The organism is Streptomyces sp. NPDC054872 (assembly GCF_053610705.1).
Map to the genome: position 1 here is coordinate 246,692 of NZ_JBSGYY010000002.1, position 15,562 is coordinate 262,253.

12 protein-coding genes and 1 pseudogene are annotated in these 15,562 nt (G+C 70.7%); 6 read left to right on the forward strand and 7 right to left on the reverse strand.

Annotation, left to right across the window (positions count from 1 at the left end):
• Positions 1-71: 71 nt before the first annotated feature.
• A complete protein-coding gene (locus ACWGIH_RS03285; protein WP_453444525.1) occupies positions 72-1,226 on the reverse strand; it encodes a hypothetical protein in 1,155 nt (384 codons plus the stop codon).
• Positions 1,177-2,184 (reverse strand): phosphatase PAP2 family protein, encoded by a 1,008-nt coding sequence (locus tag ACWGIH_RS03290; protein WP_453444348.1) that lies wholly within the window; start codon positions 2,182-2,184, stop codon positions 1,177-1,179. The genes ACWGIH_RS03285 and ACWGIH_RS03290 overlap by 50 nt, the downstream gene beginning before the upstream one ends.
• Positions 2,185-2,443: 259 nt before the next feature.
• Between ACWGIH_RS03290 and ACWGIH_RS03295 the strand changes: the two genes are divergently transcribed.
• Entirely contained in the window at positions 2,444-3,037 is a 594-nt protein-coding gene (locus ACWGIH_RS03295; RefSeq protein ID WP_453444349.1) for a histidine phosphatase family protein, read from the forward strand.
• Between the two features lie 40 nt (positions 3,038-3,077).
• On the opposite strand, the gene ACWGIH_RS03300 is transcribed toward ACWGIH_RS03295, so the two are convergent.
• On the reverse strand, positions 3,078-4,523 hold the full coding sequence (locus ACWGIH_RS03300; protein WP_453444351.1) for a tetratricopeptide repeat protein: 1,446 nt from the start codon (positions 4,521-4,523) through the stop codon (positions 3,078-3,080).
• A gap of 267 nt (positions 4,524-4,790) precedes the next feature.
• On the opposite strand from ACWGIH_RS03300, the gene ACWGIH_RS03305 reads away from it, so the two are divergent.
• Together ACWGIH_RS03305 and ACWGIH_RS03310 are read left to right on the forward strand one after the other, a co-directional pair.
• Positions 4,791-5,294, forward strand: a complete 504-nt coding sequence (locus tag ACWGIH_RS03305; RefSeq protein WP_453444353.1) for a hypothetical protein — start codon at positions 4,791-4,793, stop codon at positions 5,292-5,294.
• A 66-nt stretch (positions 5,295-5,360) separates the two neighbouring features.
• On the forward strand, positions 5,361-6,221 hold the full coding sequence (locus tag ACWGIH_RS03310; protein WP_453444354.1) for a spermidine synthase: 861 nt from the start codon (positions 5,361-5,363) through the stop codon (positions 6,219-6,221).
• 14 nt (positions 6,222-6,235) lie between these two features.
• Here ACWGIH_RS03310 and ACWGIH_RS03315 read toward each other — a convergent pair whose 3' ends face one another.
• The gene (locus ACWGIH_RS03315) at positions 6,236-6,775 is read right to left on the reverse strand and encodes a hypothetical protein (protein WP_453444356.1); all 540 of its coding nucleotides are present in this window, start codon (positions 6,773-6,775) and stop codon (positions 6,236-6,238) included.
• Positions 6,776-6,853: 78 nt separating this feature from the next.
• On the opposite strand from ACWGIH_RS03315, the gene ACWGIH_RS03320 reads away from it, so the two are divergent.
• The 3 genes and pseudogenes from ACWGIH_RS03320 to ACWGIH_RS03330 all read left to right on the forward strand — a co-directional run.
• Positions 6,854-7,543 carry a response regulator transcription factor gene (locus ACWGIH_RS03320; RefSeq protein ID WP_453444357.1) on the forward strand — a complete coding sequence of 230 codons (690 nt, stop codon included), beginning with the start codon at positions 6,854-6,856 and terminating at the stop codon, positions 7,541-7,543.
• The gene (locus ACWGIH_RS03325) at positions 7,540-8,928 is read left to right on the forward strand and encodes a sensor histidine kinase (protein ID WP_453444358.1); all 1,389 of its coding nucleotides are present in this window, start codon (positions 7,540-7,542) and stop codon (positions 8,926-8,928) included. The genes ACWGIH_RS03320 and ACWGIH_RS03325 overlap by 4 nt, the downstream gene beginning before the upstream one ends.
• A 432-nt stretch (positions 8,929-9,360) precedes the next feature.
• Positions 9,361-10,305: pseudogene (locus ACWGIH_RS03330) on the forward strand (chitinase); the annotation flags it as partial.
• 86 nt (positions 10,306-10,391) lie between these two features.
• Here ACWGIH_RS03330 and ACWGIH_RS03335 read toward each other — a convergent pair.
• The 3 genes from ACWGIH_RS03335 to aspT (ACWGIH_RS03345) are packed head-to-tail and all read right to left on the reverse strand — an operon-like array spanning position 10,392 to position 15,479.
• Positions 10,392-12,041, reverse strand: coding sequence for a bifunctional aspartate transaminase/aspartate 4-decarboxylase (locus ACWGIH_RS03335; protein ID WP_453444360.1), 1,650 nt, complete (start codon positions 12,039-12,041; stop codon positions 10,392-10,394).
• A 30-nt stretch (positions 12,042-12,071) separates the two neighbouring features.
• Positions 12,072-13,775 (reverse strand): aspartate-alanine antiporter, encoded by a 1,704-nt coding sequence (aspT, locus tag ACWGIH_RS03340; protein WP_453444362.1) that lies wholly within the window; start codon positions 13,773-13,775, stop codon positions 12,072-12,074.
• Between the two features lie 24 nt (positions 13,776-13,799).
• Complete coding sequence (gene aspT / locus ACWGIH_RS03345) at positions 13,800-15,479, reverse strand: aspartate-alanine antiporter (protein WP_453444363.1); 1,680 nt, start codon at positions 15,477-15,479, stop codon at positions 13,800-13,802.
• Between the last annotated feature and the right edge of the window lie 83 nt (positions 15,480-15,562).

Genomic DNA, 15,562 nt, shown 5'->3' on the forward strand with positions numbered 1-15,562 from the left:
ATTCTCCCCACCCACCGGCCGGATCACGCCGCACCGGGCCGACAGCGAGGAGCTCGGGAAACCCCCTCGCCTCAGCACCTCTCGCTCCCTGCTGAAGCTTCGCCCGAGGGGGCCGCGGCGGACAGCGCTTCCGCCCTCAGTGCCGCCGCCCTCCGCAGCGCCGCCACCGTCGGGTCGTCCGGGTCGCCCGAGGCCCCGGTGGCCGCGGACAGTACGGCCCCGATGGTCGTCAGGCCGCCAAGCTCACCCCGCACCGACCTGCCCAGAGCCGTCACCACGCCCTGTGCGCGGGAGCGCTCGCGGCAGTGGAAGGCCAGTTCGCAGGCGGCCAGGCACTCGGGGGCGTACGTCGCGGGGACCGATTCGACCGCCGCCGTCAGGTCGGCAGGGGGACGGTTCACGTCGAAGGTGGTGCCCTCCGGGAGCGCGTCCGCGATGTCCTCGATGCGGGTCAGGCGCGCCAACTGGCGCCTGGTCACGGAGATCTGCTTGCGCACGTCGATCGCCGACGCCGTGGGGAGGTTCGAGAAGTCCTTGGGGCAGACCAGGAGCACGTGGTGGCGGATGCGGGGCGCGGGGTCCATGTGGGCCGCCACCCGCTCGAGCGCCAAGGCGTACACCGCGGACTGGCGGGCCGCCGCGCCCACCTTCGCGGCGTCCGCCGAGCCGTCGATCATCGGGAAGGACTTGATCTCGACGACCGTCCAGGTGCCGTCCGGATGGACCACCACCGCGTCCGGTTCGAGGAAGGCGGGCGTCCCCGCGACGTCGAGGGCCAGCATGGGGTGGTCCAGAAGGGTCCAGCCCTCCGTCGCCGTGGCCTCGCGCAGCGCGAGCGAGGTGCGGGCCGCGCGGCCTTCGGGACCCACCGCGGCGAGGTCGGGAACGGACGACTCACCCGGCACCGGCTCCGGGCCGCCCCCGAGCCTGCCGTGCACCAGACGCAGCAGCTCCGCGCCGCCGTCGGCCTTGACCTTCGCCTCGAAGGCGTTGCCCCGCATGAACGCGAACTGCGACTGGCCGAAGGGCGCCGGGGAGCCGAGAGACTGCGCCAGCGTCGCCTTGTTCACACCCGCGCCGTCCAGCAGCGCGCGCCGTCGGCAGCCCGGATTCGCGGCGAGGGCCGCGAGCGCGCGAGCGTCGAGCGGTGACGCGGGGACGTCCGGTCCGCGCAGCTCAGCGAGCCGCTGTCGGAGTGCTGTCCCCCGCTTCGGCGGGGCGGGCACTGGGCTCGGCGCCTGGCTCGGCAGGCCGCTTGCGCGGCCGGGGAATTCGCTCACCCACGGAAGTCTGGCACCCGGCACTGACAATTGAGGACTCCGGGGCGGACGAGACGGACGACGAGCCCGCGTGCGACGCCGGGCCCACCCCGCCCGCGACCCCCGCAGAAGGCCGCGCGGCATCGAACGGCAGTTTGATCCTGGCTTTTACGCGGTCCGCGACCCGCAGCACCGGCTGCGCGAGGAGCAGTCCGAGACCCATCACCGCGGCACCCGCGACCGCGTCGAGGAAGTAGTGGTTGGCGGTGCCCATCACGACGATCGTGGTGATCAGGGGGTAGGCCACCGCCGCCGTCTTGACCAGCGGCGAACGGCTCTGCCGCCACAGCACGACCCCGCACCACAGCGCCCATCCCACGTGCAGGCTGGGCATCGCCGCGTACTGGTTGGTCATGCCGCCGAGCCCGCGCGGCGCACTCGCCTCGCCGCCCCACCAGCCGAAGTCGCTGTACTGCGCCATGGTGTCGACGAAGCCGTACCCCTCGCTCAGCAGGCGGGGCGGGCAGGTCGGCAGGAGCGTGAAGCCGACCAGGCCGATCATGGTGGAGGTCATCAGCCACGCGCGCGCCGCGCGGTAGTGGACCGCGCGGCTGCGGAACAGCCAGACGAGGACCAAGGGCGTGACCAGGTAGTGCAGGGACGCGTACCAGAAGTCGGCGGGGACACCTATCCAGGAATGGTCGGTGAAGAGACGGTTCAGCGGGTGCTCGGCGTTGAGCCGCAGGAACTTCTCGACGCGCAGGATGCTCAGGCCGTTGTCGACCGCGCCCGCCACATCGCCGCGGGCCAGCAGGCGTCCCGCCGAGTACGCGGCGTACACCAGCACGATCAGCGGCAGCTCCGTCCACCAGCGGAGCCGAAGCCCGCTGATGCCCCCGGTGCCCGGAGCGTCAGTCTGCGGCATCCGGTAGGTCCCCCATCTGTCTTTGGTCATGCGGTGTTCAACGGCGCCTCACCTTACGGCGTACGCGAAAGGACGCTGAGCGGGTCCCCGGTCGTCTTAGACGCAGAGATCGACGAGCGGGTTGCTCCTCGCGGGCAGGAGTGATCGCGACATGGCACGTGAGTGATGATGGAGGGTACGGACAGCTGTCTGTCCACAGAATTCGCTCGATGACAGCTGATGGTCTCCACCGATGGCTGTCGGCTCGGAAAGGCTCGACATGGCACCGCGCATCCTGCTGGCCCGCCACGGACAGACGGAGTGGTCCCTCTCCGGGAAGCACACCGGCAGGACGGACGTCCCGCTCCTGGAAGAGGGCCGCAACGGCGCGAAGCTCCTGGGCGAGCGCCTGCACCGCGCCCCCTTCGACGGCCTCGAGGACGTCGAGGTGCGCACCAGCCCCCTCGCGCGTGCGCGCGAGACCTGCGAGATCGCCGGCTTCGGGGACCGCGCCACCACCTGGGACACGCTCATGGAGTGGGACTACGGCTCCTACGAGGGGATGACCCCGGCCGACATCCAGGGCGTGCGCCCCGGCTGGTTCATCTGGCGGGACGGCGTCCCCCGGGGCGAGACCCTGGAGCAGATCACCGCCCGCGCGGACGAGGTGGTGGCCTGGGCGCGCGGCGCGGACCGTGACGTCCTGGTCTTCGCGCACGGGCACATCCTGCGCTCGATCGGCGCGCGCTGGCTCGGCCTCGGCGTCGACTTCGCCGCCCGCATCCGCCTCAACCCGACCTCGATCTCCACCCTGGGCTGGGCCTACGGCGAACCGGCCATCGAGTCGTGGAACGACACCGGACACCTGGCGTAGCCACCGGAGACGTACGACCGTCCCGGACGCGTACGGCCGCCTACACGGCCCGCGGCAGCGATGCGTGCCGCTCCAGGAAGCCGCACACCCCCGAGGCCCGCCGGTGCGGAAGCAGCACCCGGGCCGTCGTGGCGAGCATCCCCTGGATACGCGACGACTGCACCTCGTCGAGCAGCCCGAGCACGCGCATGCCCGCCGTCGCGGCCTCGTCAGGACGGCCCGCGCGGGCCAGGTCGTCGGCGAGCTCCGCGGTGTAGAGGGCGATGTTGCGGGTGAACTGCGGGGTCTGCGCCGAGGCGATGCCCGCCGCGCGCCGTGCGTGCCGGGCCGCGCGCTCCCAGTCGCCGAGCGCCGACCAGCACTGCGCCTCGAGGACTTCCAGCTCGGCCGGTCCGTAGAAGGTCATCCACTCCGGGTCGGAGTCCGAGGGGCCCCGGTCGAACAGGGCGTGGGCGCGGACCAGCGACCGCTCGCAGCCGGACCGGTCCCCGAGCCCCGCCCAGCCGCCGGCCTCCCGCAGCGCGAGGAGCGAGAGCAGCCGCGGCGACGCGAGGTGCCGGGCGGCCCGCGTCGCCGCCTGGGCCGCCCGCACCGCCTCCCTGGGCCGCCCGGCATCGCGCGCGAGGAAGGCCGTGTTGCAGAAGGCGTGCGCCTCCAGGGCAGGGTCGCCGGCCATGCGGGCCGTCGCGAGCGCCTCCGCGTAGTGCGAGCGGGCGTCGTCGAAGCGGCCCGAGTCGTGCGCCAACCACCCCACGGAGATGGACAGTTCCCCCGCGCCCGTGTAGAGCCGGTCCGCCATCGGCTGGCGGGTCGTGCCCGCGTCAAGCAGGGCGTAGGCGGTCCGCAGCGGGGCGGACGCGCGTCGGTAGAGGCCGTCGGCGCCGTGCCGGTCGTCGAGCAGCCGGATCCTGCGCACGGCCTCCTCGACCGCGGTCGCCTCGGCCTCGCCCGACCGGCCGCCGCGCTGTGCGGTGGCCTGGGCCGGACTCGGGTCGGTGAGCCCGAAAGGGCCCAGAGAGGCGGCGGCCACCGTGGCCGTACCGCTCATGAATGCGCGACGCCGCACGTCGATCTCCTCGTGACTCTGGATCTCGTACGGGTCGCACTCGTGCAGTTCGGGGCCCAGCGGCCCGGACGGGGGAGACTCATACAGCTGGATCGTGGTGTGTGGTGCGGGCGCCCCGGACTTGGCGCGCGCCCCCCGCCCGCGCACTGTGGAGCGGGGCGCGAACCCCAGATCCGTCAGTGTCCGGCCGGGGAACATGTGCAGGAACACTCGCTCGTAGGCGTAGTTGGGACAGCGGATCTCGCCCGCCTCGACGCGTCCGATGTAACGGGCGTCGCAGCTGACTCGCTCACCGATGTCGCGGGCGGACCGCCGGATCAACGCGGCGAACTCGCCCGGAGAGCGCTGTCCGCGCAGCTGCCTGAAGCGAAGATTCGGTCGTGGGGACGGAGTTGACGATGCCATCGGTGACGACGCCATGGCCTGACCCTCTCGTACGGATCGTGCCGGATCGCGCCGAATCCTGCGGATTCGGCGATACTGCCCCTGTTCCGGCGGAGCACGAACGTACCCGCTGTCATGGGCCCGGCACGCGGAGTTTGGCTACAAACCGGATATCTCACCCGTGATCCGCCATGAAGTGCCATCCTTTGCGGCGGTATTGCGCCGTAGCTGTTGACGCCCTCCCGCGTTGAACCATGCGGAGAGGGAGCGACGCGGCTTCCGCCCGTGCGAGGAGGGGTCCCCTTGTCGGAGATCGGCTTGTCGGAGATCGGCGTGCAGAACGGCGAATCGCGGGCGTCGCTGACCACGGCACGGCACCTGCCGTCCCAGGAGCGCAGCGCACCACCACAGCAGGGCGCCAGGCCCCCCGAGGCCGCCGACTTCTGCGATCTCGTCACCGTGCCGGCCCGCCAGGGCCTCGAAGCGGTCGACATCCTGCGCCGCGGGGCGGGTGACGACGCGGTCGGCCCCGTCCTGCACGACGGGAGCTGCGACACCCTCGGCTTCCTGGTGCCCCCCGGCACCGCCGAGGGCTGGGACCTGCCGGGCAGCGCGTGTACGCAGACCTTCGGCCGCGGCATCCGCGCGCACGCCGAGCCGGCGCCCGTCCCCCCGCCGACCCCGGTCGCGGGCACCGGCTGGCTGCTGCCCCCCGACGAGACCGACCCGGTCACCGACCCCGCCGTGCTGCGCGAGGCACTCGGCAAGGCGGCGCGCACGATCGAAGCCGCCGACAACTGTCGCTGAGCCCCGGCAGAAGCGGTTCTCCAAGGTCATCGGGCCGCGCACGGCGCGTACGCCGATAATGGTCCGATGGCAAGGAACAGGCGGTCCCGGGAAGAGGCGCAAGCCGTCGTCGAGGAGGTGGACGGGGGGCTCGCCGAGCTCATGCCCGACCGGGACAGGCCGCGCGCGTGGACGCTGCTCGTGGACGGCGCCCCGCAGTCCCATGTCGACCTCGACGACCCGGCGTATCTCGACTTCGAGTACCAGCGCAGGCTCGGTCACGTCGCCGACCTGGTCGCGCCGCCCGGCAAGCCGATCCAGGCCCTGCACCTCGGTGGCGGCGCCTTCACCCTCGCCCGCTACATAGCCGCGACCCGCCCTCGCTCCACCCAGCAGGTCATCGAGCGCGACACGGCCCTCATCCAACTCGTGCGCCGCGAACTGCCCTTGGACCCGCAGGCCCGGGTCAGGGTGCGCGGCACCGACGCCCGCGAAGGGCTCGCGAAGATCGCGGACGGCTGGGCGGACCTCGTCATCGCCGACGTCTTCAGCGGCGCCCGCACCCCCGCCCACCTCACCAGCGCCGAGTTCCTCGGTGACGTACGCAGGGTCCTGAAGCCCGGCGGGTGCTACGCCGCGAATCTCGCCGACGGGCCGCCGCTCGCACATCTGCGCGGCCAGCTCGCCACCGCCGCCACGCTCTTCCCGGAACTCGCGCTCATCGCCGACCCCGCGGTCCTTCGCGGCAAGCGCTTCGGCAACGCGGTGCTCGTCGCCTCCGACCTGCCGCTGCCGATCACCGAGCTGACCCGGCGCAGCGCGGGGGACTCGCATCCGGCCCGGGTCGAGCACGGCAGGGCGCTCATCGACTTCAGCGGGGGAGCGGCGGCGGTCACGGACGTGAGCGCGGTGGCGTCACCGGCGCCGCCGCCCTCGGTGTTCCGCTGAACCGACCCGACCGGTCAGTACTCGTTGATCTCGACCGCCGGGGCGTGGTCGTGCCACGTGCAGAACACCGAGACCTTGTCGGCGCCCGACGTGAACTCCACCCGGATCCAGGTGTCCTGCTTCCACACCTGCACCGACCACCCCGCCGCCGGGGTGGCCGACACCAGCGTCGCGGAGTCCTTGCCGAGGTCGAAGACGACCCGGCCGCCCTCGGAGGAGTAGCTCTTCACGCTGCCCGGTGTGGCGGCGGGGGCGGAGGGGGTGCTCGGCTTGCTCGACCTGGTCTTCGACGGCTCGCTCGCGGGGGGTTTCGAGGATTTCGAGGACTTCTCGGGCTTCGTCGACTTCGAGGGCGACGGGGTCGGCGTCGGGTCCGGCCGGTGGGTGGAGGAGGAGAGCGGCTCGGCACGGTCGCCGTCGGCGGCCAGCGGCACGGCACGCGGCGGGTCGTAGGCGGTGCCCGCCATGACCGTGTGGACACCCCACCAGGAGAGCGTGACCGCCGCGCCCGTGGCGAGCGACCAAGCCATTGCGTGTATGAGTCCTCTGCGCATCGCGAGCCATACTGCACCACCGGGCCCCTCGGCGTCCCAGGAGGACCGGGGTCACTCATATGGCGTACGGTGCCGCCCATGGCAAGTGTGCTCGTCGTCGAGGATGACCAGTTCGTACGCTCCGCTCTCATCCGGCATCTGACCGAGGCCTCGCACACCGTGCGCAGCGTCGGTACGGCCCTCGAGGCGCTGCGTGAGGTGGCCCATCTGCGGTTCGACGTGGTGATCCTGGACCTCGGACTGCCCGATCTGGACGGTTCCGAAGCGCTGAAGATGCTGCGCGGGATCACCGACGTCCCCGTGATCATCGCCACCGCGCGCGACGACGAGACCGAGATCGTCAGGCTCCTGAACGACGGCGCCGACGACTACCTGACCAAGCCGTTCTCCGTCGAGCACCTCTCGGCGCGGATGGCCGCCGTCCTGCGCCGCTCGCGCGTCCCGGCGGGCGAGGCCCCGCCGAGCCGGGAGATACGCGTCGGCGGGCTCGCCATCGACCCGCTGCGCCGCCAGGCCGAGCTGGACGGGGCGCGCCTGGACCTGACCCGGCGCGAGTTCGACCTGCTCGCCTTCCTCGCGGGGCGGCCCGGTGTCGTCGTACCGCGCAAGGAGCTGCTCGCCGAGGTGTGGCAGCAGAGCTACGGGGACGACCAGACCATCGACGTACATCTGTCGTGGCTGCGCAGGAAGCTGGGCGAAACGGCCGCAAGGCCGCGTTATCTGCACACGCTGCGGGGCGTCGGCGTCAAGCTGGAGCCACCGCTGTGAGGTGGGCGCTCGTCAAGGTGTGCCTGGCCGTCACGACGATGGTCGTGGTCGCCTTCGCGGTACCGCTCGGCCTGGTCATCCAGGAGATGGCGCGGGACAGGGCCTTCTCGAACGCGGAGCGGCACGCGGCCGGCATGGGCCCCACGCTCTCCATCACCACCGACCGCGATCAGCTGACGAAGGCCGTCGCCACCTCCGAGGCGGGCGGCGAGGGCCGCATGGCCGTGCACGTACCGCCCATCGACAAGGCGCCCGCCCTGGAGATCGGCGACCGGCGGGCTGACGCGCACGCGGTGGAGACCACCCGCAAGGAGGGCCGGGCGCGGACCGCGACGGTCGACGGCGGCTTCGCGCTGCTCCAGCCGACGGCGCTGAGCTCCGGAGAGATCGCCGTGGTCGAGATCTTCGTGCCCGAGGGCGCGGTCAGCAATGGCGTGACCACGGCCTGGCTGGTCCTGGCGGGTGTCGGCGTCGCGCTGATCATCGGGTCCGTGGCGGTGGCCGACCGGCTCGGCGTACGCATGGTGCAGCCCGCCAAGCGGCTCGTGGGCGCCACGCAGTCCCTCGGGGAGGGGAAGCTGGGGGCGAGGGTCCCGGAGGAGGGGCCGACGGAGCTGCGCCTGGCCGCCGTGGCGTTCAACTCGATGGCCGACCAGGTGGTCCAACTCCTGGCGAACGAGCGGGAACTGGCGGCGGATCTGTCGCACCGGCTGCGTACCCCGCTGACGGTGCTTCGGCTCAACGCGGCCTCGCTGGGCGACGGTCCCGCGGCCGAGCAGACCCGGATCGCGGTGGAGAAGCTGGAGCGCGAGGTCGACACGATCATCCGCACCGCACGCGACGCCAAGCCGCAGACGGCGGCGGTCGGGCCCGGCGCGGGCTGCGACGCGTCCGAGGTGATCCAGGATCGCATGGCCTTCTGGTCGGCGCTCGCGGAGGACGAGGGGCGCGAGGTGCGGGTCGCGGGGGTGGAGCGGCCGGTGTGGATCCCGGTGGCGCGCCCCGAACTGGTCGCCTCCCTGGACGCGTTGCTCGGCAACGTCTTCCGGCACACGCGGGAGGGGGCGGCGTTCGCGGTGGACGTGCACAGCGGCGAGGACGCGGTGATCGTCCTGGTGTCGGACGCGGGGGCCGGGATCGCCGACCCCGAGGCCGCGCTGGCGCGGGGCGCGGGGTCGGGGGCCGATGGCTCGACGGGGCTCGGCCTGGACATCGTGCGGCAGTTGGCGGAGTCCACCGGTGGTGACGTCCGCATCGGGCGGTCCGTGCTGGGCGGGACCGAGGTCCGGATCTGGATTCAGCTGGACGGGCGCCGGCCGGTCGCCGGGGGGCGTGGGCACGGGGGTTCCGTACGTCGGCGTAAGCGTGCCCCGAGCGTCCGCTAGGCCCTGAACCGCCGTCTCGCGGCGGATATTTTCCCGCCCTCCCACCCGATCACCCCGCGTCCGACTGTGAACGGAGCGCAGGTAGTTTCCGTCCAGGGGCTGACTCCGGGTGTCGGGTGGGTGGGTGGGAGAAGATCCGCGCGAAGCGCGGGAAGGTGTCCGCGGCTCGCACCCGGGAGCACCCGGAGCCCACCATTAAACGCTTCCGATCGCTTCCTTAAGCGCACCCTAAGATCCAGTGCAGAGCCCAGATTGCCCGCTATGTCGCGCCCCCGCGGGGCTAAGTTGCTGACGCACCCCCACCCCCCGCACAGCTAAGGCAGGCAAGCGATGAGCAGCACGCATCGGCGCACGGTGAGCACCAAGTCCAAGGTCATAGGCGGCATCGTGGCCGCGGGCCTCGTCGGCGGCGGCGCTTTCCTCTTCTCCGGGACGGCCCTCGCTACCAAGGCGCCCGCGGAGAAGGCCCCCGCCAAGGCCGCCGCTCAGGCCAAGTTCGCCCCGTTCGTGGACACTTCGCTCGCTCCCGCGTACGACCTCGTCGACACCGCGGAGAAGACCGGCGTCAAGGAGTTCACTCTCGCCTTCATCACCTCCGGCGGCAGCTGCGAGCCCCTCTGGGGCGGCACCACCGGGCTCGCCGACGACAAGGTCGCCTCGCAGATCGAGGCCCTGCGGGCCAAGGGCGGCGACGTCCGCGTGTCCTTCGGTGGCGCGGCCGGCTCCGAACTGGGCCTCAAGTGCGACAGCGCCGACGAGCTCGCCAAGGCGTACGGCAAGGTCATCGACACGTACAAGCTGACCAAGGTCGACTTCGACATCGAGGGCGCGGCCCTTCCGGAGACCGCGGCCAACACCCGCCGTGCGCAGGCCATCGCGCAGCTGCAGAAGGACCACGAGGGCCTGGACGTCTCGTTCACGCTGCCCGTCATGCCCGAGGGGCTGACCCAGCCGGGCGTCGACCTCGTCGCCGACGCCAAGAAGAACGGCGTCAAGGTCTCCGCCGTCAACATCATGGCGATGGACTACGGGCCGTCCTACAGCGGCGACATGGGCCAGTACGCCATCGATGCGGCGACCGCCACGCAGAAGCAGATCAAGGGCGCCCTCGACCTGTCCGACGAGGCGGCCTGGAAGGCCGTCGCGGTCACCCCGATGATCGGCGTCAACGACGTCACCACCGAGATCTTCAAGGTCGACGACGCCACGGAGCTGGTGAAGTTCGCCGAGGAGAAGGGTCTCGGTTGGCTGGCCATGTGGTCCTCGACGCGCGACAAGGCTTGCGAGGGCGGCGCCAACAACGGTGCGCAGCCGACCTGTTCGTCGATCGAGCAGGAGCCGCTCGCCTTCACGAAGGCGTTCGCCGCCGACAAGTAGGACCGAAGCACCCGACCCCGCAGCTGCCACCCCCCCCACGGCGCCTCGACCGGCATCCCCCCACCCGGTCGGGGCGCCACTCGTGCTCAGGTCTTGCTCGCCTGCCACTCCGCCGCGTAGTCGTGGAAGATCGCCCGCAGGTGGTGGCCGATCTTCAGGTAGTCGAGGTCGTCCAGGTTCGCCAGGGACACCCGCACCGACCACTCGGGGCCCTCGAAGCCGCCCCCGTTCAGCAGGACGACGTGGGTCTGCTCGGCGAGCCGGAACAGCGGGTCGACCGGCTCGTAGTTCTTCTCCAGGAAGTCGGCGAAGTCCTTGCCGTGGACGCGTTCCGCCTCGGCGAGCAGATCGAGTTCGATGTAGTAGCCGGCCCGGTGCGGATCGTCCGAGATCTTCATCTCGGCTCCCTCAAGGAGGAGTTCGAGCCGCTGCTGCACGATCGCGCGGATGCGCCGCTTGTACGCCTGCCCCTCCTCCAGCATGTCGAAGAGGGAGAACAGGACCATGATCATCTGCTGCGGGAGTGAGAGCCCCGAGGTGTGGTTCAGCGCCACCTGGCGCGAGTCGGCGACCAGACGGTCGATGAACTTGATCTCCTCCGGATTCAGCGTCAGCGTCCCGTACCGCTTGGCGAGCCGGTCCTTCTCGGCCTGCGGCAGCGCCGCGATCAGCTCGTCGACGACGTTGTCGTCGTGCAGTCCGATGACCCCGAGCCGCCAGCCGGTGGCGCCGTAGTGCTTGGAGTACGAGTAGACGAGCAGCGTGTTGCGCGGCAGGTCGGCGGCGATGGAGCGGAAGCCCTCGACGAACGTCCCGTACACGTCGTCCGTCACGATCAGGAGGTTCGGGTTCGTCGTGGCGACGATTCCCTTGATCTGGTCCGCGACCCGCTGACTCAGCGCGAGCGAGGGCGGGTTGGAGGGATTGACCAGGCAGACCATCTTGATGTCGGGGTCGGCGAGCTTCGCGACCTCCTCCTCCGGATAGCGCCACTCCCGCACGCCCTCCTCGGCGAACATGCTGGCCTGGACGTACGTCACCTCGAACTCGTACGTGTCGAGCTCGGGAATCTCGACGTACGGCGTGAACACCGGCACCATCAGGGCGATCTTGTCGCCCTTGTGCAGGATGCCGTTCTTCATGAGCGAGTCGAAGATGTAGCACATCGCGGCCGTGCCGCCCTCGGTGGCGAAGAGCGAGAGGTTGTCGGCGGGCGGCCGCTTGTCGAACATCTCGTCGGCGAGATAGCCGCGCACGATCTGCTCCGCGTGCTTCAGCATCCGGTCCGGCACGGGGTAGTTGTCGCCGACCGAGCTGTCCGTCAGCTCGTGCACGAAGTCGTCCTTGTCGAAGCCGAACCGCTCGATGGCGTGCTCCACGCACTTCTGGAGCAGCTCGATGCCGGGCAGGTCCGGGTGCTGCCGCACGAAGGTGTCGAAGCGGGCGCCCGACCCCGCCTTCTCCGGCATGCCGCCGAGGTCGTCGGCCGTCCAGACGCGGCGGGACTCGGAGAGGGCGAAATAGCCGAGCGCGTAGAAGGCCTCGCGGGGGCTCGTGGCGATCCAGTTGGGATTGCCGCGTCCCGCGTTGAGCATCTGAACGCTGGAGGTCTCCTTCTGCCCCGGCTTGTCGGCCTGCACCGTCTGGGCGATCTCGATGAACTTGTCCTTCAGCTCGAACGGGCTGAGCTGGGCGAACGACTGGATTTCCGCGCGGGTGAAGGTGGTCTTGGGCACGGCTCGTTCCTCACGTGGGGGAGCGGGGGGTCAGTGGTGGAGCAGGACGATGACGGCGCCCCAGATGGTCAGGAGCACGTTGCCGACGGCGTACGGGATCGTGTAGCCGAGCGTCGGGATCTGGGACCGCGACGATTCGTTGATCGCGCCGATCGCCGCGGTGGTGGTCTGGCCGCCCGCGAGGACGCCCATCAGGATCGGGAAGCGGATCTTCTGGACGTAGTGGCCGAAGAGGAAGCCGACGATCAGCGGGATCACCGTGGCGATCGCACCGAACAGGAGCAGCCCCCAGCCCGCCGTCGACAGGCCGGAGGTGAAGCTGGGTCCGGCGTTGATGCCGACGACGGCGACGAAGAGGCAGAGCCCGAGGGTGTCCATGAACCACTGGGCACCGGGCGGGACATTGCCGTACGTCGGGTACTTGCCGCGGATCCACCCGAAGACGAGCCCCATGATCAGCGCGCCGCCCGACGTGGAGAGCGAGATCGGCACACCGCCCGCGGTGAGCGCCGGGATGCCGATGCAGCCGCCGAGGAAGATGCCGAGCCCCACCCAGATCATGTCGGTGGCGAAGGACGTCGGCACGGGCTTGCCGAGTTCCCTGCCCGCGGGGTCCACCAGGCGTTTGGGGCCGGTGAGGATCAGGGTGTCGCCACGCTCCAGCTGCGTGGTCAGGCGGTAGGGGAACTCGGCGCCGGAGCGGTACAGCTTGTCGACGTAGACCCCGACCATGAACGGTTCGCGCCGCAGGTCGCCGATGCTCTTGCCCAGTTGTTCCTTCTCGGAGACGACCACGTGCAATGACTCGGTCTGGTAGCCGAGGAGTTCGACGTCGTCGGTCTCGGCGCCGATGTGCGTACGGGGGTCGAACTCGACGAGGGAGCCGCGCAGCGCGCTCAGCGCGACGACGTCGCCCTCGTGCAAGGCGGTCCGCTGGTCATGGTCGAGGATGTTGCCCTCTCTGCGTACGCGGGTGATGTAGACCCGGCGGCCCAGCTCGCGCTGTTGGTTCTCGAAGTCCTCGATGGTGCGTCCCGCGAGGTCGGGGCGCTGGATGGTGTAGGCGCGCAGGACGACCTCGTAGTAGCCCTCGGCCAGGTCGGGGTTGTCGCCGGGGGCGTCCAACTCGCGTGCCAGGGCCGCCGATTCGGCTGCCAGGTCACGCCGGTAGAGCTTGGGCAGCACGTTGGCGAGCAGCATCGCGCAGAGGATCGTGCCGAGCGGATAGGTCACGGCGTACCCGATGGCGACCAGGTTCGACTCGCTCTTGACCTGCGCGGAGCTGAGCCCCGGCAGATTGGAGATCGCGTCGCCCGCGACACCGATGACGGCGGACTGGGTGAGCGCCCCGCCGAGCAGACCCGCCGAGAGTCCGGGCCCGTAGCCGAGCATCGCGGCGAAGGCCCAGCAGACGAGGAGGCCGGTCACGCAGACGACGACCGCGTTGAGGACCTGCGGAAGGCCGTCCTTCTTCAGGCCGCGGAAGAACTGCGGGCCGACCTTGTAGCCGAGGGCGAAGAGGAACATCGTGAAGAAGAGGTTCTTCACCGTCCCGTCGATCTCGACCTTGAACTGCGCCCCGAGCAGCAGCCCCGCGATGAGACAGCCGGTGACCGCGCCGAGGCCGATGGCCTTGTAGCGCAGCTTCCCGAAGAGGAAGCCGATCGCCACGGTGATGAAGACGAGCAGCTCGGGATGGGGCTGGAAGATGTTCCGGTTGAGGAAGTCGATCATTTTCTACCCTCCGGAAGCGCCGCTTCAGGCGCCGAGTACGCCGACGAGGATCGGCCCGGTCAGGGGGAGCAGGAAGTTCGAGAGGGCGTACGTGATCGTGTAGCCGAGCAGCGGGACCGAGCTCTGGGCCACTTGGGTGACGGAGGTGATCGCCGGGGTCGAGCACTGCTGACCCGCGATGGCGCCGATCAGGAGCGGTTTCTCGATCTTCAGGAGCTTGCGGCCCACGAAGAGCGAGATCGTCGCGGGCACGAGGACCATCGCGATCCCGGCGAACGGCAGCAGCGCCCCGTACTGCTTGAGCAGCGGCCAGGCCTGCGGCCCCGAGACGAGTCCCGTACAGGCGATGAAGATCGCCAGGCCCATGTCCTTGAGGGTGTTCGCGGCCTGCGGCGGGAACGCCCCGAAGGTCTGCTTGCGGGAGCGGAACCAGCCGAAGAGCAGCCCGGAGATCAGGCAGCCGCCGCCGGTGCCGAGCGACATGGGCACGTCGCCGAAGTGCACGACGACCTGGCCGAGCAGGGAGCCTGCCGCGATGCCGAGACCCAGATAGATGAAGTCGGTGGCGTCGTTCTTGACGACGGCGCCGATCCTCGCGGTCAGCTTGTTCAGGCCCGAGCGCGCGCCCACCAGGGTGAGCACGTCACCGCGGCGCACGGTGGTGGAGCCGGCCGCGGGCAGGTGCTGATCGCCGCGCAGTACGTCGGTGACGTACACGCCGTCCTTGATGAACTCCGGATGGGCGCGCTGGAGGTCGTCCACGCTCAGGCCGTCCGACGACTTCTCGGTGACGGCGACCTGGGCGGTGGCCAGCGGGGTGTCGACGCCGGGGATGCCGGGGGTCTCGGGGCCGATGAGGTGCCCGGACTCGATCACGTTGGCACGGCGGCCGACCACCAGGACCAGGTCGGAGAGGGTCAGCGCCAGGCCGGGGGCGGGCGTGAGCTGCTTGCTGCCGCGCTTGACGGCCTCGACGGTGCCCCGTCCGTCGAGCTCCGCCTCCAGGTCGCCCACGGTCCTGCCGTCGCCCGAGGTCACCAGGTAGGTGCGGCCGACCATGCCGGGCAGCGCCTGGCGCTCGTCGGACTCCAGGCCGCCGCCCGCGCCGCGCATCTTCTCCCACAGCTCGCGCGAGGCGTCCCGCAGGTTGATCCGCAGCATCATCGGCATGATCTGGCTGGTGTAGAGCACGATGGTGATCAGGCCGAAGAGGTAGCAGACCGTGTACGCGGTGGCGACGTGCCCCTGGTACTGGGTGATCTGGTCCGGGGTGAGGCCGTCCAGCTTGCCGATGGCCTCGGTCGCCGTGCCGACGACGGCCGACTCGGTGGCCGCGCCCGCCAGGATGCCCGACGCGGTGCCGACGTCCAGGTCGAAGGCCTTGGCGAGGCCGAGCGCGATGCCCAGGACGCAGACAAGCTCGATCCCGCAGAGCGCGAAGAAGCGCAGGCTCTCGCGGTTGAGGTTGGAGAAGAACTGAGGGCCCGCGAGATAGCCGAGGGCGAAGATGAAGAGCGCGAAGAAGATCGTCTTGACGTCGTCGGAGACGACGACCTTGGCCCAGGCGCCGAGCAGCAGCGAAACGATCAAGGTGCCGCAGATGCCGCCCAGCGTGATGGGACCGACGCGCACCTTGCCCACGAGGTAGCCGAGGGCGAGGCAGACGAACAGCGCCAGCTCGGGGTGGTCACGGAGTACGCCCATCGGCGCTCACCGTGCCTGTTCTCTTGCGTTATGTGGCATATCGGCAACTTAAGGAGCCGAGTGGCGCACTGCCACTCGGCCCC

Coding starts and splice junctions, on each gene's coding strand:
- aspT (WP_453444363.1), bottom strand. CDS start 15,479: ATGGGCGTACTCCGTGACCACCCCGAGCTGGCGCTGTTCGTCTGCCTC.
- aspT (WP_453444362.1), bottom strand. CDS start 13,775: ATGATCGACTTCCTCAACCGGAACATCTTCCAGCCCCATCCCGAGCTG.
- ACWGIH_RS03310 (WP_453444354.1), top strand. CDS start 5,361: ATGGCAAGGAACAGGCGGTCCCGGGAAGAGGCGCAAGCCGTCGTCGAG.
- ACWGIH_RS03300 (WP_453444351.1), bottom strand. CDS start 4,523: ATGGCGTCGTCACCGATGGCATCGTCAACTCCGTCCCCACGACCGAAT.
- ACWGIH_RS03295 (WP_453444349.1), top strand. CDS start 2,444: ATGGCACCGCGCATCCTGCTGGCCCGCCACGGACAGACGGAGTGGTCC.
- ACWGIH_RS03315 (WP_453444356.1), bottom strand. CDS start 6,775: ATGCGCAGAGGACTCATACACGCAATGGCTTGGTCGCTCGCCACGGGC.
- ACWGIH_RS03320 (WP_453444357.1), top strand. CDS start 6,854: ATGGCAAGTGTGCTCGTCGTCGAGGATGACCAGTTCGTACGCTCCGCT.
- ACWGIH_RS03290 (WP_453444348.1), bottom strand. CDS start 2,184: ATGCCGCAGACTGACGCTCCGGGCACCGGGGGCATCAGCGGGCTTCGG.